This is a genomic window from Pseudomonas sp. Snoq117.2 (assembly GCF_900110545.1).
GTDB classification, from domain to species: Bacteria; Pseudomonadota; Gammaproteobacteria; order Pseudomonadales; family Pseudomonadaceae; genus Chryseomonas; species Chryseomonas benzopyrenica.
This window is the reverse complement of sequence record NZ_FOED01000020.1, coordinates 24,386-45,013: the sequence shown is the minus strand read 5'-3', so window position 1 is coordinate 45,013 and position 20,628 is coordinate 24,386. Positions and strand designations below refer to the sequence as shown.

Annotated in this window: 12 protein-coding genes and 1 pseudogene; all 13 read right to left on the bottom strand. The window is 61.5% G+C overall.

What is annotated here, in order from left to right; translation table 11 throughout:
- Positions 1-278: pseudogene (locus BMZ43_RS27005) on the bottom strand (transposase); the annotation flags it as partial.
- A gap of 159 nt (positions 279-437) precedes the next feature.
- Positions 438-3,782, bottom strand: coding sequence for a cold shock domain-containing protein (locus tag BMZ43_RS24235; RefSeq protein WP_143075328.1), 3,345 nt, complete (start codon positions 3,780-3,782; stop codon positions 438-440).
- Positions 3,772-6,324, bottom strand: a complete 2,553-nt coding sequence (locus BMZ43_RS24230; protein WP_093257396.1) for a chromosome partitioning protein ParA — start codon at positions 6,322-6,324, stop codon at positions 3,772-3,774. The genes BMZ43_RS24235 and BMZ43_RS24230 overlap by 11 nt, the downstream gene beginning before the upstream one ends.
- Positions 6,325-6,327: 3 nt before the next feature.
- Positions 6,328-8,268 carry a helix-turn-helix domain-containing protein gene (locus BMZ43_RS24225; RefSeq protein WP_093257393.1) on the bottom strand — a complete coding sequence of 647 codons (1,941 nt, stop codon included), beginning with the start codon at positions 8,266-8,268 and terminating at the stop codon, positions 6,328-6,330.
- Positions 8,262-11,711 (bottom strand): DEAD/DEAH box helicase, encoded by a 3,450-nt coding sequence (locus tag BMZ43_RS24220; protein ID WP_093257390.1) that lies wholly within the window; start codon positions 11,709-11,711, stop codon positions 8,262-8,264. Before BMZ43_RS24220 ends, BMZ43_RS24225 begins: the two co-directional genes overlap by 7 nt.
- Positions 11,708-12,949 (bottom strand): protein kinase domain-containing protein, encoded by a 1,242-nt coding sequence (locus BMZ43_RS24215; protein ID WP_231357427.1) that lies wholly within the window; start codon positions 12,947-12,949, stop codon positions 11,708-11,710. Before BMZ43_RS24215 ends, BMZ43_RS24220 begins: the two co-directional genes overlap by 4 nt.
- A gap of 79 nt (positions 12,950-13,028) precedes the next feature.
- A complete protein-coding gene (locus BMZ43_RS24210) occupies positions 13,029-13,745 on the bottom strand; it encodes a PP2C family serine/threonine-protein phosphatase (RefSeq protein ID WP_093257384.1) in 717 nt (238 codons plus the stop codon).
- Positions 13,742-14,209, bottom strand: a complete 468-nt coding sequence (locus BMZ43_RS24205; protein WP_093257381.1) for a vWA domain-containing protein — start codon at positions 14,207-14,209, stop codon at positions 13,742-13,744. The genes BMZ43_RS24210 and BMZ43_RS24205 overlap by 4 nt, the downstream gene beginning before the upstream one ends.
- Positions 14,206-15,996 (bottom strand): Card1-like endonuclease domain-containing protein, encoded by a 1,791-nt coding sequence (locus BMZ43_RS24200; RefSeq protein ID WP_093257379.1) that lies wholly within the window; start codon positions 15,994-15,996, stop codon positions 14,206-14,208. Before BMZ43_RS24200 ends, BMZ43_RS24205 begins: the two co-directional genes overlap by 4 nt.
- Positions 15,993-18,758, bottom strand: a complete 2,766-nt coding sequence (locus tag BMZ43_RS24195; protein ID WP_093257375.1) for an FtsK/SpoIIIE domain-containing protein — start codon at positions 18,756-18,758, stop codon at positions 15,993-15,995. The genes BMZ43_RS24200 and BMZ43_RS24195 overlap by 4 nt, the downstream gene beginning before the upstream one ends.
- Positions 18,755-18,985, bottom strand: coding sequence for a hypothetical protein (locus BMZ43_RS24190; protein ID WP_093257373.1), 231 nt, complete (start codon positions 18,983-18,985; stop codon positions 18,755-18,757). The genes BMZ43_RS24195 and BMZ43_RS24190 overlap by 4 nt, the downstream gene beginning before the upstream one ends.
- Positions 18,978-19,313 carry a hypothetical protein gene (locus tag BMZ43_RS24185; RefSeq protein WP_093257371.1) on the bottom strand — a complete coding sequence of 112 codons (336 nt, stop codon included), beginning with the start codon at positions 19,311-19,313 and terminating at the stop codon, positions 18,978-18,980. Before BMZ43_RS24185 ends, BMZ43_RS24190 begins: the two co-directional genes overlap by 8 nt.
- A complete protein-coding gene (locus tag BMZ43_RS24180) occupies positions 19,310-20,620 on the bottom strand; it encodes a hypothetical protein (RefSeq protein WP_093257369.1) in 1,311 nt (436 codons plus the stop codon). Before BMZ43_RS24180 ends, BMZ43_RS24185 begins: the two co-directional genes overlap by 4 nt.
- Positions 20,621-20,628 lie beyond the last annotated feature (8 nt).

Here is a 20,628-nt window from a genome sequence, read left to right as displayed (position 1 = left end):
CAGTTGCACTCCTTGGCAAAGTACGCGGCGGCCTTTTTTAAGATGTCTCGCTCTTCAGTCACGCGCTTGAGTTCTGCGCGAAGCTTGCGCAGTTCGGCTTGCTGCTCATCGTCTTGCTGACGCTGCTCTTGGGGTTTGCTGTAGAGCTTGATCCAGGCGTAGAGGCTGTGAACAGACATGCCCAGGCGCTGGGCAACATCGGCGACAGGATTGCCTTTCTCGGTCACTTGCTTGACCGCTTCGATCTTGAATTCTTCGGGGTAACGCTGACGACTCATGGCACCTCCTATTTGGGCCTCATTATGAGGCTTGGAGGTGTCTACGAAACCAGGGGCGATTCAGTTCATGTTCGCTACCGTTGCATGAGGCTGTATTCGGATCCAACCCATCGTAGATCACTTGGAAATCAGCATGCACTGATCTAAGGCTTCCGCAGATCACTCGTCCGGACTGTCAGAAACTCGAGTGATGTGGATTGCGTTCGCGCCATCGTCACCGGTCAGATACAGGCGCAGGGCAAAAAGTAGGTCTGGCGTAAGGTCACCCTCGGGTTTTTCGATATTGATCTGTACCCTGCAGGACATAACGACAGTCGATTGCGCAACGAGTTCGCTCACCCGTTCGACGCTGCGGGCCAAGGCCTTGGTTATCTGTTGATGAGGTTGGAGCAGCATCCTCAGTTGGGTATCCGCGGCATCACGCGTGCGAAGCACACCCAGCAGGAGTTCAAGCAACTCGGTGTTGGCGCGCATCCAGTTGACAGCAGCTCTGTCGCCATTGGCACTTTTCTTCTCAGGACATGGATTGATTTGACCCAACGCCAGGTTGAGAGACGTCAACACCATTGTCATTTGCGCAGAATCGAACTGCTCAACGAAGTGCCGGTCTCGCCATATCGCGCAAGCAAAGGTGCGCAGGACGCTTTCCGTGATGTTTCGCATGAGGCCCGAGAAAAGGGCTCGCTGCCAGGGTTCATCCAGGCGTCCCAGCGCGAAGCCAATGGCTTGCGGGTTGCGAATGCTGCCCTTCTCGAGCTCCCCGGCTAGGTGCTGGATGAAGGTGCTTGGGGCGTCTTTGTGCATGCAACACATCAACACGAAAATCGCGTTTTTCACCGATGCTGGAAGATCGTCCTCCTCCAGCAGCGAAACGAGATAGTCAATATGGATGCGGGCTGCTTCGGCAAAGACGCCGGGGCAGTCGGCGTCGTCGATGGAGTGACCATCGCGCCATGTCTGGATGACGGGGTAATACAGGGATTTGCGGATCTGGGTGACGAGGTTCTTGCTGGTGGTTTCGTCGAACCGCTTCAGTCGTTGCATTTCCTCGTGATGCTCGCCTGCGACGCGGCGGCCAGAACACTTGCCGTCCTGTTCGTGGCGTTCGAATGAAATGCTGTCGCCGACGCTGAAGTCCGTGTACGCATGTCCGTCCAGGATATTTTTCTGATGAACGAACACGCGTTCCTGTGTGGTGCTGGTGGTGGCGAAAGTGAAATAGCCTCCGTTCTTGTCAGGGCGCCACTCCCTGCAGATCACGGCCTTCGTCCTGGCTCTGGGGCGGATGTAGATATCCTGGTCCAGTCGCGCGATCGCGCGGGTTATCCAGTCGAGCAGGTCAGTGGTTTCACTGCTGCCGGGTTTTGGTACATGGCGCAGATCGGCCCAGGCCATAGGAGCGGGATACTCCGGAGCGGGGGCGTCGGTGACCACCAGATCCCTGGTACGCCGCCAGGTGGCTCGCACGTGTGCGAAGGCGCCATTGCGCGGGATGAACGTCAGTTGATAGGGATCGTCGGCCCCGTATTCGAAGGTCAGGTGGAGCGCACAGTCGACACTTTCCTCCAATGGAAACGCGGAAGAATCCAGGCGGGCCGAGTAGCCGAGGTCTTCGCTGCTGTCGCCAAGGAAGAGCGGGAACTGGTAGAACGGTCTCTTCGCCGGGAGGGTGAAATCTTCCTTTACCTCGATGCTGACCGGTCTGCCACGGATCGGAGTGACCGTCGTGCCGCGGGATACAAGCTGGAAGCGCTGCTGACGTCCGTCCTTGAGTGCCTTGATCGTCAGTTCAGGTATCTGGTCGCGCCACAGGGGGATCTCTCCGGCACGCTGTTGCAGCGCATGAAAATGAAGGCCTCCGGATACCGGGCTGTCCGTCACGGTGATGGAGAAGGCGAAGCCGCCGATGCGTGGATCCTGTTTCAGCATCGAGGTATCGAGGGAGGCCGGCCTGGCCGGGACAGCCGGCGGATGCCATTGGTCCTGGTCGTCGATGGAGGCGATGGCGCAGCCGGGTTCTGACTCCTGCGCAGGAGTGTCCGAGAGGATCACCGGAGGATGCCGCTCCCAGTAGAAACCTCTCGTTTCCGGGAGCTTGTCCTTGAGCGCCGGATCGAACCTGGCGACCAGTCTCGTGACGCAGGTCGTGCCGCCGACGTTGTCGATCACGACTATCGGAAAGCCAGCGTTCACTTTCGAGTAGTCCACGCGTTGAACAGCGGCGGCAATACTGCGGGGGAGCGGCACCGCGCCCTGGAAGCGAGCGTTGAGATTGCGCCGGGTGACGTCGAGTTCGAAATCACTGAGGGCATCGGGCACGAGCCAGATCAGCGTGTCGCTCCTGAACACCTCGTGCAGTCTGGAGGTGAAGGCGCGTGCAGCGCGGTCCAGATGCTCGGGAGCGGCTTTGGAGAAGAACAGATCCGTCGGGAACAGGGTCGTCACCTGTGGATGCCGATAAATCGCGTCTGAGATGAACAGGTCAAGTGCTACTTCGGTGTTCTCGCCTTGCCATTGTTGCCATAGGAAAGACCCAGGCAGGTACCTGGCCGCTTTACCCGCGGCATAGCGTGGGAGTGAAGTCGCCAGATCAACGCACACCGGTGTCCGGATTTCGATCCTTGTGTCGCGCTTGATCTTTTCCGGTACCGATTGCATCGCGACGCTGTTGAACCAGGGGCGGATCTCGAAGGTATCGAAGTCGAAGAAAATCGGCATGTCTGCCAGGTAGTGACGACCCTCGCTCCATATCCGGCTGTAGGTGATCCAGCGATGCCGGGTCTGGCGACGCGCGTGGACCTCGGACAGGTCGCGAGCGGTGTCATCCTCCAGGGTCTGCAGCCAACGCCAGGCGTCCCATACCCGTCGGTAATCGCGATGTGACAAAAGCGTGTTGTTGGGCGGCAGGTTCTCCCAGCTCCCGATGTCCCGCGTTTCTCCGGAGCGCAGCCAGGACAGGATCGTCAACAGCAGGTCGTCCTGTCGATCATGGCGCTCGCCGCACAGCTCCAAGTGTTGCGCGAGACGCACCATGCATGCCTTGAACAGGCGGTTCTCCGGCAGGTCGACGGACTGGAACCGCCGAACACCTTGCAGATAGGGGTTGCCTGCGAGCTTTTCTCGCAGGTTGCGTCCGGGGCGATTGCTCAGCTTGATGAAACTGGTGGCATCGAGTTCGCGCACCGCATGGGCGGGCAGTAACGCTTGATCCCGGCGAGGTGCTTCGTTGAGGCCGCGGACAAGCCGATCTACCGCCGCGCGGCAATGTTCGGTGATGCGCCAGAGGCGGTCGCGGCACGGGGATCCTGCCTCGGGCGGTGAGTATCTGGCGATCCTGGCCAGAAATACCGACAGTGATTGAGGCAGCGCCTGCCCGCTCCTGGGGTCGAAGTCGACGACATGGCAGAACCAGTCCGACTGCTCGAGAACCTCGCTGATGGCGGCGCTGTCTTGCGCCACGTTGCGGCGTACGGAGTCAAAGCTCAACAGGCGTTCACTGGTCATGGCCGGCGATTCTCCCTTTCCTGGCGTTTTCCTCCAACGTCCTGCGCAATTCGTTTCGTTTCTCCGGGGACTTCAGGTTCCAGACCCTGCGGCGCTCGTCCGGATCCGTCAGGCCTGTGTTGAACAGGGAAGGCGGTTCTTCCAGGGTGTTTGAGGTCGGAATGGCGGGGTGGGCGTCGTGTTCCAGCACCGCTGGCGAATCAGATGCGTTGAGATAGTTCGCCGATTGCCAGATGAACTGGCCGTAGCCCAGCTCGCAGGCTATATCGAAGTCCTCGGTGAGGTTGAAGGGACGGCCACCGATGCCATTGACCAGTTGGTTGCGGATCTTGTCGAGGCACTCCGTCTTGCTCTTGCCGCGAGTGTCGATGCCACGCAGCTTGGGCATGACCTTCTGTACCAACTGGTCTTCGAACGCAGTATGCATTGCGTCGGCAAGTCGGGATGGGGACGTGTCATTCTTGGCCGCCCGGACCTCCGGGTAGTTGGCCATGTAGTACTCGATGGATTGCCATACCCGATGGCCAAGTGCCCGACCAGACACGGATAGTGCTCCATTCAACGCCTCGATGAAGGCCATGTACGGCTTGACTTCGTCCTCCGAGAAGCTGCTGCCTTCTGCCAGCCAGCTTTGCCAGGCGGTTTTGTGCAGCGCCGGGCCGCGATTCCGGTCATCAAGCGGCAGCAATTTCAGGCGGCGTTTCAATTCGGTCGGCCGCGGGAAATTGACGATGATGGAACGGTCCAGAACCTTGTCGGAAAGAGACTTGGTGGTTTCATCCTGGTTCATCGTTCCTGTCCACAGCACATTCCGGCCCAGCGGCAGTTTGTAGGCTGGCATGCCTGCCCCGACCTTCACCGGCAGCCAGGGCACGTCGTTGCCCTTCCTGCCACGGCGCAGCTCGAGCTTGCTCAGGAACTCGGCAAAGTACAGCTCCGGATGGGCAAGGTTCATCTCGTCGAGCAGGACCAGGCACATAGCCTCGGATAAGCCGGGGTAGTCCTCGCTCCAGGGCTTCTGGCTCTGCGCGAGGAAGTTCAGTACCGGTTGGGCGTCGAACTTGTTGTCGATCGAGTTGAAGAAGCCGAGCATGGACTCCTGCGAGTCCCAGTTCGGCTGGACCGACAGCGGCTCGAAGAAAATGCCGCCGAAGTGGGCGTACAGGCGGGGCAGTTCGGACTTGCCGGTGCCGGAGACGCCCGAGAGCACGGTCAGGGGCGACCACTCGGCGGTCTTGAGCGCCGTGTGGAAGGCGTTGAGGATCCGTGGGTTGAAACTTAGGCCATAGTTTCTGCACGCATTGCTGATACCCTTGAGCCAGATCAACTCGTCGATCTCCGCCTTCACCGGCAGCGTGGCACGATCCACGGCGAAATGCGGCCGTTCGATTTCCTTGTGCCGTGCCTCGACCTCGGCAGGGCGTTCATAGGCGGCACGGAGACGGTTGAGTTCGGCTTGTGCTTCGTTTGCTGCGCCCTCGAAGATCGAAGCCTTCTGCATCAAGGACTGGTTTTCCGCGGAGAGCTCGGAGTTCTTCCGGCGTAGCTGGCCAACCTCCGCAACGGCGGTGTCATTGCTCGCGATCTGTCGGGCAAGTTCATCCGCCCGGGCCTTGTGGGACCTTATTTCGGTTTCGAGTTCGAGGGTTCGCTTGCGCATCTCCTCGGTGGGCCGGTTGGCGAGCTCCTCACGCAGGCGCTTCAGTTCATCGGTCTGACTGTTCAGGTCCCGCAGGATCTCGGACGGGTCTTTCCCTCCGAGCTGGCGCTTCAACTGCTCGAAGACGCCCAGCAGGTCGGCCTGTATGGCAAGGGTTTCACGCAGGCGCCTGTTGTCCTCGATACAGGACTGCTTCTGCATTTCCAGTGATCTGCGCGCTTCCTCTAGGTTGCTCTCGAGCTCATCGGCGAATTGTTCACTACGCCGCTTGGATTGCTGTTCGAGCCGCTGTTCCTTGCGTTCCAGATTGCGCTCGGCGGCTTCCAGTTCCATCGCACGCCCGTGTACTTCGCTCTGCAAGGCGCACAATGCCCCCTTCTGTTTAGCCAGCTCGGACAGTTCTGCATCCAGTCGTGCGCGAGCGTCGTTCTGTTGTTTCGTCCAGGCCTCACGCAGCCTGCTCAATTCGTCGCGGATGCGCTCGCGCTCGGCGTCGCCGGCTGCGGATACTTCTGACAGGCGCCTGGACCGGAGATTGGCAAGTTCTTCTTCCAGAGCCGATAGCTGCTGCTCCCGGATTTCTGAAATCCGGCGCTCGCCCTCGGCGCGTTTCTGGCGCAACTCCGCATTCAAGGCGGCGCGCTTCTCGTCATGGTCCGCTGCGTGTTGCTGTTCGGCGAACTTGAGCTGATCTTCGCGCCGGCTGAGTTCGGCGGCTTTTCTGGCGAGGGCCTCTCGCTCGGCAGCTATCAGCTGTTTTTCTTCCTCCACGGCGTGCTGGCCCTTGGCGATAGCCTCGGGGAGCGCGATCTCGGTGTCGCGCAGCAGTTGCGCGGCGGCATCCTGCTTTGTGACGTCTTCCCTATTGTCGGATTGCTCCATTTCCTAAAACTCGATCAGTGCTTTGATGATTTTGTACGATGCCTTGCGCAGCTTCGCGACATCTGTGCTTGCTAATGGCAGTGGCTCATTACCGTGTCCGCGTCTGGCTATGAGCGCGGCTGCATCGTCGACGAAGGACGGTTGGGTCGCTGCGATCGACTTGAGGAGCAGCTCGTCAGCCATCAGCAGGAAGGCGATCATGCAGGCCCCGAGCGACTGGCCGCTGCCTTGCAGCGTCTGGCGTACAGCCGAAGCCCTGACGGTGCGCAGGCTTGGCGGCAGCCGATGGCACAAGCCGGACCCGATGGCCCTGTCTTGCGCTGCCTCGATCAGCAGTGCATCTGCCATGTCCGGTGGCAGCCAACGGTTCAGCGACAGCTCGAGGACGGACTGCATTGCTGCATAGAGGTCGCGGACGAACGCCAGGACATCTTCTCCCTCCTGGCAGGACAGGAAGACCCGTTCGGCATGGACGAGCCGCTCCTTCACGTTCGTCCCGAGGCGGTTGAATGCGCCGAAGCCGAACTCGTCCTGGATGCTCGCGCGGGCATCCAGTAACACGTCCGCGTAAGCGTCAGGGTTGCTGCTGGCGGTCGGCTCGCGGGTGAAGGTCACTTCCTGCAGCATGATCTCGATGATTTCGCGCACCAGTGGTTCTGCCAGCAACTCCGATTCCGGGGCGTCGGCACTGCCTTTGCCATGTCCCTTTTCGTCACGCGCCTTCTTGATTTCGAGTAGGCGGCTGATCAGTGCAGGATCGCGCGCAGCCAGACGTCGCAAGGGGTGAGAACCATCGAGCTGCGCGCGAAGGATGCTCAAGGCAAGCACCGTTTCCAGCTCTGCCTTTCCCTCCTGGAAGTCCCGCAGCTTGCCCTCCCGAACAGGCCTGAAACCGGATCCCGGTGGTAACAGCCCGACCTCGCTGGCCGCCCGACCGAGCAACTGCGCATGCTCCGCCTGCGGGGTGAATCTCAAGCGCTCGATATCACCTTCGAAGGGGCGCTTGGCACAGGCGTAGAACAATGACCACTCCACGGAGGCATAGAGCTGGGCGATCGAGCGGAACGCGGCGTTCGGCAGCAGCCGCAAGTTACTGATGAGCTTGGGGTATCGCTGCTGGTTGGCAGGCGTGTCGAACGGTTCTTTATTACGGGGATCCTGGGATGGCGAGCGCGGCTGGCTCAGTGAGGCTTTCCACTTGCCCAGCCACTCCGTTGCGTATTCATCCTGTTCGAGCAATTGTTCGAATGCCCGTTCGAGCACCAGTGAAAACCCGTTGCCGAAGGGATCTGCGATACGGAATTCGCCGTCGCTTTTCTGAATGGCGATAGGGCAGTCCAGGTAATACCGTTCCGGCTGCTCCACGATCATGATTTTGTGCAGTGCAGGCGTTCGCTCCGCTTTCCCGAACTCCGCGGCCCTTCTTTGCATCGCTCGCGTCACCTTGATCACATCCCGCTGGGTGGGCGGCATTTGCTCGGCAGCGAGAGCGCGAATCTTGTAGGCGGCCTGCTTCTGTTCCTTCTTGCGCAGCGGTTGGTGTTCCAGCAGTTGCATGAAGGGCAGGACCTGCCCGCTGACGAGCTCGCGAAACAGCAGCGCGGTCACGAATGCCGTAGCGCCGGCTTCGCTTGCAGCGTTGCTGCCGGATGCTTCAAGGACGTCGTTGAAATCGTCGATCAACCCTCTGTCCCGAAGACGCAACAGGATGCTTTCTACCAGGTCGCGCGGAATGCAGGTTTCCTCGGCCAGTGCCTGTGAGGTCATGTTTCCAAGGGCGAGCAGGCTGAGGATGACCTGCTCGAACGGGTTGAGGCTCAGGCCGTCTTCGTCAGGCTTGGGCAGGGTGATCCGGTAGGCGTCGACGGGCCAGGACAGATTGCGGCGTCGGCCGACGGTTGCCCCGAAGGGGGCAGGGGTGCCGTAATCCAGAAGTTTCAACATTCCAGCACGACTCCTTGTTCACGGCAGAGCTTATGGAAATCAACGAGCCCAGGAATGAACTCGGCTGCCAGGTCGCCTTCCAGCAGGCACGGGTCGCCGACCACTACCAACAGTTTTTTCTGACGGCTCATCGATACATTCAGGCGGTTGTAGAGGCAGAGGTGACCGAATAGTGATTGCGCCTGTTTCTCGCGGTCATCGGTGGTGGATTTCCACGGCTGTGGCACGGTCCTCACCGTCGACAGGAAGACCACGTCGAACTCCATGCCCTGGAACGAGTCCACCGTGCCGATACGCAGTCGCTTGTCATTGTTACCGAGTGTGCCGAGTTGCTGCCTGATGTATTCGGCCTGCGCCTTGTAGAAGGAAATCACCCCGAAGGTCAGGTCCTTGCCAGCCTCGCAATTCATCCATGCGAGTAACTGGCGGACGATCAAAGTGGCCTCGATCGGGCGAATCCAGCTGGTTCCGCTGCGTCGGTGCTTGCCTTTCTCCACGGGTACCGCCAGCCACGCGGCGGGTTTGCCGCCGGTATCGGGGAGGGCGTGGGCGAAATCGACTGTAGGCCTTCCGGAGCCGAACTTCTCGGAGGGGTCGAAGCGCTCGTAGAAGTTGCGGCTGATGAAATCGCCCAGCAGCTCATGCATGCGGTACTGCCTGTCCAGCGTGACCCGACGAGTGATCTTGTCGCCGTCCTCTAGGGTCTTCAGGCGCTCCGAAAACAGGTAGTGGAACATCGACTTTTTCAGCCAATCGGTTTCCGAAGGGCCGCTTTCGCCGTCTTCCATCCGGCGTGCGACCTCGTCATCGATGATGTGCGGCAGCTGGCGGTGGTCACCGACTAGGATGATGCGCCTGCCCTGTGCCATCGGCACCATCAGGTCGCGTGGCGAGACACGTGCGGCTTCGTCGACGATCACATACTCGTATTCCAGTTGCTGCTGGTTCAGGTTGGTGTCGCCCTCCCGAATGCCCTTCTGGAATTGCATGCTCCGGTTGACGCTTTGCTGGCAAGTCGCGGCGAACGCGAAGCTATAGTCGGATACAGCCTCCAGCATGGCGCGAGGGTTGTTGTCGAGCTGGGCGAGAAACTCGGCCAGTGCGGCGGATTTCCTGTCCCGCCCCGAGTGTCCCTTGCGCTTGATCTGCTCGATTGCGAGGCCTGCCAAGGCGACGATCTCGTCGTTGGCTTTTTCGATGCGGAAAACCGGGGGGGCGCTGAAGCGGGCGAGCAGCGTTCTCTTCAGTCTTGCCAACCGTTGCAGGAACGGCGGGAGGCCATTTTCATTGCGCCACAGGCTGGCATCGTCGAGCAACGCAAGGTCCTCGCGGTCCAGCACCTCGCCGAGATCGGCCAGCGCGTCGGCTGCGCGTTCGGGACCGTCGTCGGCGAAGCTTTCAGGCCGGCAGCGGAGGCGACGCACGACGTCGAGCCATTGGTGGCTGGCGCCGTTGAGCTTTTCTTCCAGGCCCATTTTCTTCTGCAAATTCTCGGCCTGACGCACCCGCTCTTCGCCCAGGACCGCAATGCCGAGCGCTGCGATCCGGGAGGCAAGGCGGGCGCCGAGCACCCGTGTCGGCGTCTGAAGGTATTGCAGGTACAGGTGCCGGATCTCCGTTTCCTGCTCGATTTCGGCGATCTGCGGGTTTCGTTCACGCAATTGGGTGGCTAGTTTTCCACACCACCCATCGAGTCGTTCCTCGAAGAGGCTGGCGTCATCCGTGGCTGCATTGGCGCGCTTGCCAAATTTCGGAACGGGGAGGCTGTTGAGCGAGAGGCGCTCGATCATGTTCTCGACCGCGTCGTGCTGGAACCCTGTCAGCAGCACCTGGCCCTTGATGGTAGTACCACGCTTGTCTGCCATTTCGTTCAAGCGCTCGAGAATGGCAGCGATGACCGTGGTCTTTCCGGTTCCGGGGGGGCCCTGGATAAGGGCAATGTCCGGCGTTTCCAAGGCACAGCTGATGGCATCCAGCTGTTTTGGCGTGGGAGTGTTCTTGAAGACCTTGTTCAGGACGAACGCCGTCAGCGGCTTGACAGGTGACGGCCTGCGAGTCTGGGTAATGACGCCTTTTTCCTCGATCAGCGGTCCGAGCTGGGGGTTGGCTGCCCGGCCTTCGAGAATCAACCGGCGCGCCACCAGGCGGCGCTTGATCTGGGCAACTTCGCCTGCGAGTGAAAGGATGAGCATGCCCGACTTTTCTGGAAGCCGTTCAGTCTTCAGCTTGAGCGTGTTCGATGCCTTGTCGAACTCGACTACCTTGTAATGCTTGGGGTTGGCTTGTAGTTCATCCTGAGGTGAAGAGGGGGGATTTTCCGCAGAGCGCTCGATGCCGCTGGCGAAGTCCTTGAAGAGCAGGGTGGGGTCGAGCAGATAGTCCGGGAGCTCCTCGACCGACCGGAGTTCGCCGGCCTGGCCTTTATCTAGGACTTTGAGTGCGGCCTCGGAGGCCTGGGTCACGCGTACGGCCACGGTTCCGTCTCTGTTCTCGACGGCGCCAGCAACGTGCAAGACTCCCACTTGGCGTGCCTTCTCCAGCAGCAGTTCGCCTTCGAGGTCGCCGAACTCGTCCCATTTCCTCAAGTAACTGACTTGTTCCTGCGTCAAGGCTGTCATCTGGGCTTTGGCAAGGAGCCGGATATGTCCGGTTCGGCTCCAGTCGGCGAAGTGAAGCTTGCCTTTGACTAGGCGTAGCGCGCGGTCCGGGTGCTTGCGGGCCTTGGTCAAGCGCGAGGTGAGGAAAATCGATTTGCCTTGGGATAACAGCTTCTCTGTCGCAACGAAGCGCAATCCATCCCCGCTGATGCAGAACGAGTTGTTGCGGGTTGGTTGCGCGCTTCGAGCGGGCAGTACGTCGCCGGGCGTTGCGTCCTGGGCGGCTTGCGATTCCGGGTCCGACGCCAGGTCGGTGTCGTCACCGCCTGCTGCTTTCTCTTCCTGGACGGGGTCGGGCTTGAGCATTTCGTCGATGGCCGGACCTGCGGTCAGGAAAAAGAAGTCGCTGTCGCCTTGTCGAAAGCAGAAATGGCGCTCCAGCAGCTTATAGAGCTGGTCACCCTTGGGGCCGCTCCTGCGGCGCTCGAGGCTTGCCATTGCCTGTTCGACATAGTCGTCCACGCCGATTTCCAGTTCACCCATCTCCAGGCACGGGCCGGAGAAAAAGGCGATCTGCAGTTCCATGCTTCCGTCGGCAGCACGATTGGTCAGTTGCGCGAGCAGAGCGCGGCCAATGGCGAGTTCGGCGCTCAGCCGCCGGGTATCGATCGGTGTGATGGTCTGCACTGCGATCATTGCGTCCTTGAGACGCAGCTCGAACTCATCGGGACGCGAGGGATCGTTCTCGATCGAGTAGACGGCCTGGTCGCGCCAGTCTGCCGAACAGTGGTCAGCCGGTCGGACGCGGATGGTAAGGATATCGGCCGGTATGTCTTGGAATTTCATTGCACGCCCGCCTCGAAGGTGAAGGTCAAGCTGTCGGGGAAAGCAGGAGTGCCTCGTACAGGACGCGCCGTCCTGGTGTTGAAGTCGAGGTCGACTTCGTACACCTGGGTCTCGTTATGATCGAACGAGAAAGGATGGAAAAGTCGGTGCGGCAGGGGGAAGTGCCGGGTGCTGGCGGGAATCACGATCTCACCCCGCGAAGTCCGGGCGCAGGCGAACGGCGGACGGGGTGCGCCGCAGTAAGGGCAGCGGGTGTGTTCGTCGGCCAGGTAGCTCATTTTGCAGGCATCGCAGTGCAACGAGCGGTCGAACGCCTTTTTCAGTTCCAGTGCCCAGAAGGCCATGGTTGGACGGCGATGCGGCTGTAGTCTTCCGGCCCCGAAGGTTTCTTGGAAGAGCCTCCGAAGCCCGGGTGTGGCGACCAGCTCACGCGGCAGCCCGCCACCCCCGGCGTTGGATTTGTCCTGCGCGTCATCGATGAAGGGCAGATAACCCGCGTACGCCTGTTCATCCAGGTCGGCGGTCTGGCTATCTTCGTCTGGCTCGGAGTCCCAGCCGCTGTCATCTTCCTCGGGTTCGAGCACTGCCTTGCCGATGAACGGATGGCAGAGTGCAAGGGTCTTGAAGGCCATGACCGCGAATGCCCAGCAATCCGAGCGTGGGCGCGAGGCATCGGTGCCACGCACCACTTCCGGCGCGCCGTAGGCTGGTGTGTAGACCGAGACACCTCCGCGAGCCATTTCGAACCGCAGGTTGTCGGCATCGATGAGCCAGACATCGTTCGATTGCGCACCGATGAAGGCGTTGTTGCTGGAGATATCGCCGTAGACCATTCCCGAGCAGTGCAGGCGGGCGAGGATGGCAGCGCACTCCGACAGTGCGAACAGGCGACGGCGGGTCGAGCCCGTACGAGCGTAATGGACGAGACGCAACGCTAGGTCTCTGCCAGGGACCTTCGCCAGCCATTCAGGAAGGATGAGCTGCTGCACTTCGAGGACCTTTTTCGTCTTGCCGTCGAGATCGAAGACGCTGAAGGGCGTCATGTCGTTGAGCAGGCGCATCACGTACCCTGGCTGATCCCGCAGGATGGCCAGCGGTAACGACAGTGGAATGCGCGGCGGCAGGGGCAGCAGGCGGATGTTCTGGAAGCGGTGACGCAGGTCGCTGCTGGTGTCCGGCTCACCCTGGGGGTTGAGCGGTTGCTTGATGGCCAGGTCCGCGTCCTTGGTGCGGAACACGACGCCTTGACCACCCCTGGCGAGCTCATCGGCTAGCGTATGGTGATTACCGTATTCGTCGCACAGCGGCGGTGTTCCTTCAGTCTTGTCCAGGGGTAATCTCCTCGCGACAGAGACAGGCGATGGTCTTGTCGTCGCTGTGCTTTGGGGTGGGCCATTTTTCGAGCATCGTTTGAAGACGCCGGTTGGCGGTGACCGCTGTCAGCGAACGGTGCGCATCGATCACGCCGGTCACGAAGCCGGGATTGTCCTCCAAGTCGTCTGCCACGCCGTCGGAGCAGAGCAGGATGGCCAAGCAATCCCGCTCCGGCAGCGAGGCGACCTGCCAGTCCCGCTCGGACACGCGCTGGGAAAGTGCTGCCGTGATGTTGGAAAAGCCTTGCGACTTGTCGTCCGCCAGGGACATCACCGAACCATCCGATCTGATTGCGGCGACCAGGCCATCGCCCAGCATTCCCAAGTGGATCACGCCGTTTCGCGCCCGGAAGGCGAACAGGCACGTAGCGGCGCAATCACGGGGTTCGAGTGGTGCGACGAGAGACAGCCAGTTCGACGTGATGCGTTGCAGCAGGGACGCCGGGTCGGCTTCGGTGCGGGAGCGGCAAGCCTGTGCTACAGCCTGGCAGGCCGCCTTGCTGCCGAAACTGGAAAACGGCTTCGAGCCGAGGCCGTCGGAAACCACGATGGCATCTCCCCAGCTACGGTGGAAGGCTGCCCATGCGTCCTGGTTGGGGAGGCCGGCAGCCAGGTGCGCGGGGCCTGGAACGCTGGCGCCGAAGCTCTTCCACAACGTCATGCCGAGGGCGCTTCCAGCCATCCGTCCAGTGCCGCGAACAGGGCCTCGGCCAGGAAAACGTCCGGACCTTTGAGCTGCGGATTGGCATCGGCGCCGGTCTTGATGACGCGTACCGAGTCGTGGGGAAGCCCCGCCCGCCACTGTTTCAGGTGCCGGGTTTCGGTGCTGGACCAGAAACCGTCGGTCAGGAGCAATACTTTTCCGTCGGGTGAATCACCCAGCAGGCGGGTTAGGGCGGTTGCGTTGGAGGTACCGCCGCAAACGAGCATGTGTTCCGGGTAGTCGTCGGTTATGGTCCAGTCGCTGAAGACGGCTTCGCTTCCCCAGGCGCACAGCCTGACCTGTACCCCTCCGCCGGCCAGATGTATCCACTGGGCGATGGTCGTGACCGCCGTTCTCGTGATGAATGGCTTGCCCCCCTCGCTCATGCTGCCGGAGGTGTCGCACACCAGAAAGAGTGTCATGCCGGCTCCCCGGCCAGCCTGGCGCGTGCGGCGATCCCGCTCATCAAGCTATCGAGCTGCTCCAGGAAGGAACCGCCGCAACAAAGTGCCAGCTTCGCGTCGCTGATTTTTTTGCGCACCGAGTCCGACCTTGGCGGGAAGCAGCAGGCGACGATTCCACGACCTTCGACGCCACCATAGAAGCGGACGAGGTTCTGCAGCTTCATCACTTGCTCCTGCGTGACCTTGCCCCCTTTGCATTCGACGATGTATAGCGAATGTCCGTCGGTGAAGGTGACGTCGAGCTCGTTGTGTTGCACGTCGCGGTGGAATGAACCGGTCATGTCCTGGTTGAGTTGCAGGGTGAGGTTGATTCGAAGGTCCCGGATGATGCCGCGCTCTTCGTAGGGTTTGCACTGTAGATAGACGAACTCTTCGAACCAACCACCGGACATGTATTTGGCGAAACCCGTCCAGTGCTTGAAGTGCAGGTTCAGGCCGTTGCCGACAACCGATGCCTCGGCTTCCCGAGTGAGGGTGAATACGAACCCGTGGCATTCGATGCGAAATGGTGTCAGTGGCTCACCTCTTTGCAGGCTTCTTTCGTGTTCGTTGTTGTATCTGCACAAGGCGGAGTAGGCGTCAGCGATCTTGCTCCGGTATTTCCACAGTGTCTTGGTCAGGCGGCGCCGGTCCGCCGATAGCTCGTCCTGGGGATCGACGGTCGACACTTTCAGCCCATCGCCATTGAGCAGCAGGAAGGTTTCAATCGAGTCGATGGGCCGGATGGTCTCCCGACGCAGGCTGTCGACATAGGTCACGCGCTGGTTGCGGCTGTCGAAGTAGAAGGGCACGGCACCCAGTGCCCTGGCTGCGGAAAGCGCGCCTGCGAACATCAGCTTGGTGCCGCCCGTAAGGTTCACGCCGATACGCGCGCCTGGCGGCAAGGTTCTGGCATGGGCAATGATCCTTTCCTGTACGTCCTTGGCATCCCACGGGTCGACGGGGAGTTCGTAGAAGTCTGCATCCTGGATGAACGCGCGCATGCAGGTCGCTGGAAAGTCCTGGGAGTTCACGAACACATGCCGGTTCGAGGCGAACTGGCGGATGCCCAGCAGCGATGGCATGCGTTGCTCGCCGAACAGGTGATAGGTCACGGCGAACCCTTCGTGGGCATTGCCGATCGCCGCCTGGCTGGCGCCGTGGCGCTCCAGCCAGGCGGCGGGCAGGGCAATGGCTTCCGGCGGTTTGCCGACAACGGGCGAGACTATGAGGCGTTTCTTCAGGTGAGGATGGGCCAGGGCCGCCAGTGCCCACATGAACGCCATGACCGGCGTGCCAGGGCTCAGGTACAGCGTCACGAGTTTCTCGCCGGCGGCTTTGGCGACGAAATCCAGGGCGCGCATGGCACAGGCGTAGATGCCTTCTGAGTCGTTCAGCTCGCGGGGTGTTTCGCTCTTCAGCGAAATGCGCGCCTGCCTGCCGAACCTTGGCAGTTGCGCCTCCAGCCAGCGGGCGAAGTGCGCGTGGGCGGCAGGCGTGTTGGCGAAAGTGGAGACGAAATCGTTGGTAACGCCGCGATCCTGTTGCTGGTTGGCAGCATGGATCGCCGCCAGCCGGGTCGCCAGGTCCGCGCAGGTGGGTGTCGACACGTGATCCTGGAGGTCGTTTCGCGTGTAGCCAAGAATGACGATTTCGCTATAGTCCTCTGCCGCCAGCGCTGCGGCGATCGGACCTTCCGTGCTTTCGAATCCCAGCGACGCGCGAAAGTCCGTGATGCCATACCAGGTGAGTAGAAACTTCTTCATAGGGAACTCTTGGCGACGTAGGGGCGGAACCAGGTCGTTTCACAGGTCATTCGGTTCACCAGAACGGCCCGGTTGGGCTTTTCGAGACCTTTGAACTTGCCGATGCCGGTGGAGACCAGCGAGCCGGCGTCGTCTTCGCTCATGCAATACCCCAGGCGCAGTTCGAAGCACGAAAGAAGGTCCTTGCAGGTCGATGCGCAGCGCTGCCAGCGCTCGACGAAGGCGAATACGAACACCCCCTGGCGCGGGCCATCCTCGGCAATGCGCTTGAGGAGATCGCCGGGGGAGGGTGGTTCACCCGGCTTGGGGGGCCTGAACGGGGTCGGTGGGTGCAACAGTCTTTCCGAATCGAGACCGTCGATGATCAAGGCGACGCGGCGACTGCCGATGGCATCGGCTATCGCTTGCAACGGGAGTGCCGCGATGTCGTCGAACACTTGCACGGGACCGCCGGGGGCGCGCATCTCTGAGGTGAATTCGCCTTTCGCGGTGACGCCGCGGGCGTTGAAGAAGATGATCTCGTCGAAACGGCTGGATGCCACCAGGCTGGACAGCGTTGCGTTGAGCAAGCCGTCGTGGATGGCATCGTTGTAGCCGCTGAACAGGACATTGAAGGCCGGGCGCTGGATGAGCGGAACCGTGAGCATGTCGGCGTCGAACGTCAGCTGTTGCCCGAGGAGCAGGGCGCCGTCCCCTGAACAGACGTTCTGGTAGGTAGTGGCGCAAGGCGGCTCAGGCAGGCGGGCGCCATTGAAGATCCGGGTCTTGTCCACCATGCCCTGGCGCGCGGCTTGCTGCGCCAGCGTGCTGATGTGTTCGAGGCAAGTGTCGCTGTCTGCCAGGGGTATCAGGAACTTGACGTTGCCGGACCTGGCTCCGTTGGAATTGTTGATGATGCCTTCGGGCGGGCTCTGCAGCTCCGACGCGGCCCAGTTGTTCGCGCCCAGGATCATCGCCGAGTCTTCCTGGCCGCAGGCCAGGGCAATGCGGCAGCCCAGCTGGGTGATGATGCTGCCCAGGGACATGGCGTTGATGCCCTTGAGGGTCTGTGTCGCGAGCAGGACATGAATGCCGAATGAGCGCCCCTGCTTCAACAGTTGCGACAGGAATTGTTCTGCCGCCTCCGCTACCGGGCGTGTGCCGGCGAAGAGCACCTGGAACTCGTCGATGACCAGGAGGATCCTGGGTAGCTGCTCACCTGTGCTGGCGCGGAATTTGGCGAAGTCGGAGACCTTGTTTTCCTTGAATACGTGTCCGCGCCTCTGCAGTTCACCCACCAGGTGGCGAAGGACCGTGACGCCGTATTCGGGATCGCTTTCCGTGGCGACCAGCCGGGCATGGGGAAGGGGCGGGTCGGCATAGATGTTGAATTCCGTCGATTCCTTGTAATCCAGCAGGTAAAGGTCGACTTCCGCTGGCGAATAGCGCTGGCACAGGGAGTGGATCAGGACGTGCAGCAGGTTCGACTTACCTGACCCGGTCTTGCCGGCGAGCAGTGCATGGTGTTCGGACGTCGTGGCACCGAGGACGAAGGAGGCGGGCGCGCCGGCGGCCGTCCAGCCGATCGGGATGTCGAAGCCTGCGCAGGTCGTGGCGCCCTTGGAGAAACCAGACCATAGATCCTCCATGGACCGGCTGAAGCGCGCCTGCCGGGCGCACTCTTCGGCGAGCGCCGAAAGGTAGGGGCCAAGCTGTTCTTGCCTGGGCCATTGCTCGGACTTGCAGCTCGATGAAAGGCCGTTGCGCGCGACGGACGAGGTCGCGAACAGGGCGTCAAACGCTGCGACCGCCTGTGCTGCGGTTGCGCGGAATTTCTCGTAGCGCTGGTCCTGCAAGCGGTGCTCGTCGATCGCGATGATCGGCAGGACGCCGCAGCGCGGGCCGTTCTCGCACAATCGCTGGAGGAACCACAGGCTTTTTTCGGACAGTTGCTCCGGCGCATCGAACAGCACCAGCACCTTGTACGCAAGACGGCAGTCGGGGTTCTTCGCGTTGTACGCCGACCAGTTTGCGGACTCGTCATTGAAGCGATGCTGGAGCAGTTCCTCGATGTCATCCGTCAGCCGGCCGAGCGCAGACTCGATCTCGTCCGCGCGCGTCAGCACCCGTTGTTCCGGAACCAGTTGCTCGACCTTGAGCAGGGGCAGGAACGGCTCGACCGATTGTCCCAGTCGCAGCGGATCGATGAATGTCAACTCCAGCTGCGCCGGGGGCAGGGCAGAGAGCAAGCGCAGCAGCAGGCCGGATACCCACTGCGTGTGGCCCGTGTGGCCTTGGGAAAACGCCAGGGCGCTGGAGAACGGGAAGGGGATGGCATTTGGCGTCGAACAGCAGAGATCCTCGAAGCTCAGTTGCCGGGAGCCGAGATACAGGCGCGCAGGCATTTCCGTGACCGCCCATGGCGTCGTAGGGACCAGATCCGTCAACGCTGGCTGTTCGCGGCGAAGCCGCCCGCTCGCACGCAGCGCATCGGTGGCGATTCCCTCCCATTGCCGAACGAAGGCTAATCGCCAAGCCGTTGTCCGCTGGGTGCGGCTGGTGGTTGTCTGTCTTTCTTCATCAGCGAGCCGCCGTAGGGCCTCTTCCGTTGAGGCGGCCAGGGCGGTTTGCACGTCTTTGCGCAGCCCCTGAAGGGTTTGCTCTTTCCTGGTCGCGGCCGCATCGAATTCGCGGTCGATGCGGGCGAGGCCTTCCTGATAGTCGGCGATGGCTTGCATGGCCCGGGAGACAATCGGGTCCGGATGCTCCGGCGATCCCTTCATGCGTCACGCTCCCCTTGAAGTGCGCCGACGCCTTGCGCTTCCTCGAGGAGACCGTCGATGGCCGTGACCTGACGCTGGTAGTCTTCGCTGAAACTGCGCAGGCAGGCGATGTTCTCCTGGATCGGGAAGAGCACTTCGTTGGCGATGGAGGTGCCGAATCCATCCCGCACCCCAGCGTTGAACCTGTTTGCGCAGGCCGCCATCAGTCCCATGACATCGTCAAACATCGGCATCTCCCGACTCATCGTCCATGGGGAGTTCCAGGACATGCGCATCGGTGGCGATGCCTGGAAGCAACGAAGCACAACGCTCGCCCGGCAGCAGGTAACCGGATTCGAAGTCCGGATCCTCGCGCCTGATTTCGCTCAGGAACCTCTGCCACCGCTCCTCGGACAGGTCGATCGAGCGGCAGCCTGCGGTCAACTCCAGCAATTGCGCCGTGGCCTCGTCCACGTCATCCATGTCGCCGGTATCGACCGAGCGCTGCAACTGCTCCACTCCTGCCCGGACCTGTTCAAGGATGGCAGGCTCCACTACGGCAAATCGCACTTTCATGGCTGTTCTTCCTGGCTCTGGCGGATGAAATCAAGACAGGACAGGTCTATCTCGTTCTTGCTCGGCAGCATGCCTATCAGAGGCGAGCCCGCCTCGCGCAAGGCATCGCGCAGTTCTTTCTCTTTCTCGGGCGAAAGGTCCTTGATGTCCCGCGAGCAGAGCGTGCATTGCGCATCCGCTTGCTTGTGTCCTTCGGCCTGGAACACCATGTGGTCCTTCTGCGCGTAGAGGTACTGGGCCTTGCCGCACTTCACCTCCAAGGCCAGCGAACCGCCCACCGGTGCCCCCATGCCCGGACCACGCCCCAGTACGACCGGGACGCGCAGGTCGGTTATCAGCAGGTCGGTCTTGGTGTACCGGCCGTCGTCGCCAACGAACGTCCGCCCTTGTGTCTCGATGCGACCACCCAGTGGCGCCAGGGCGTGGCGAGCCAGTTGCTCACCGAATTCGCCGCACAGCTCGATGCGGACCTTGCGCACGACCCCGTTGCGCTCGACATCGCCTTTCGCGGCAACCCATTGCTCGCGGAATCTGTCGACCTTCGCCCGATACTCGGGATTTCGTTCGTACAGGTATTCCTGGAGCATTTGCCGATGCTCCGCCGACAGGTTCATTCGATCCCGCAGTACATCCGGTGTGACGACGCCACCCTGTTTCACCGGGTCCCACTTCAACCAGGAACGGAAGTCCGCAGCGACGGGATGGGTCGCGAGGTAGGCCTCCAGCGCTTGCTGGGCCGCAGAAAGGCGAGCAACACCGAGATCGATGGCCTGGCCGACGCCGAGAAGCCGTGCATTGCACTCCTGCTGCGCATGCGCCAGTGCCTGCGCAGCCATCGAGGCTGCCTGCCTGGTCATTTCCAGGCGACGTTCCATGGCCATTCGGTTCTCCATGGCCCGTTCGAGGTCGGCCCGTGCCTGCTCCAGCGCGTTGCAGGCCTGGTCCACCTCGGCCCTGGCCTGGTCAGCGCAGTCGTGCTCCCAGGAGCAATCAGGACTCGACCCGTCTTTGTCGAGCGGTTGGGCGATACAACTGGACAGCGAACTCTCGGCGGCGTCGAGACTGGCGTATGCGGTGTCCACGGCCTGCTGGGCGTCCTCGGACGCCTGGCCGGCGTCTAGTTCCTGCTGCATGGCGTCGTCCAGCAAGCTCTCGCTGTGCCAGGAGGCGTTTTGAGCGTCTTCGTACTTGTGCTCTGCCAGGGCAACCTGTGCACGGCAGGATGCCTCCAGGGCCTCATGAACGGCCTGCAGGTCGCGCACGAGGTCCTCGAGGTTTTCCACTTGTCCTATGGATACGAGTGCCATTGCCCTAG

Bases quoted from the DNA above. Each gene is read 5' to 3' on its own strand.
- BMZ43_RS24235 (WP_143075328.1), bottom strand. From the start codon at position 3,782: ATGACCAGTGAACGCCTGTTGAGCTTTGACTCCGTACGCCGCAACGTG.
- BMZ43_RS24230 (WP_093257396.1), bottom strand. From the start codon at position 6,324: ATGGAGCAATCCGACAATAGGGAAGACGTCACAAAGCAGGATGCCGCC.
- BMZ43_RS24225 (WP_093257393.1), bottom strand. From the start codon at position 8,268: ATGTTGAAACTTCTGGATTACGGCACCCCTGCCCCCTTCGGGGCAACC.
- BMZ43_RS24220 (WP_093257390.1), bottom strand. From the start codon at position 11,711: ATGAAATTCCAAGACATACCGGCCGATATCCTTACCATCCGCGTCCGA.
- BMZ43_RS24210 (WP_093257384.1), bottom strand. From the start codon at position 13,745: ATGACGTTGTGGAAGAGCTTCGGCGCCAGCGTTCCAGGCCCCGCGCAC.
- BMZ43_RS24205 (WP_093257381.1), bottom strand. From the start codon at position 14,209: ATGACACTCTTTCTGGTGTGCGACACCTCCGGCAGCATGAGCGAGGGG.
- BMZ43_RS24200 (WP_093257379.1), bottom strand. From the start codon at position 15,996: ATGAAGAAGTTTCTACTCACCTGGTATGGCATCACGGACTTTCGCGCG.
- BMZ43_RS24195 (WP_093257375.1), bottom strand. From the start codon at position 18,758: ATGAAGGGATCGCCGGAGCATCCGGACCCGATTGTCTCCCGGGCCATG.
- BMZ43_RS24190 (WP_093257373.1), bottom strand. From the start codon at position 18,985: ATGTTTGACGATGTCATGGGACTGATGGCGGCCTGCGCAAACAGGTTC.
- BMZ43_RS24185 (WP_093257371.1), bottom strand. From the start codon at position 19,313: ATGAAAGTGCGATTTGCCGTAGTGGAGCCTGCCATCCTTGAACAGGTC.
- BMZ43_RS24180 (WP_093257369.1), bottom strand. From the start codon at position 20,620: ATGGCACTCGTATCCATAGGACAAGTGGAAAACCTCGAGGACCTCGTG.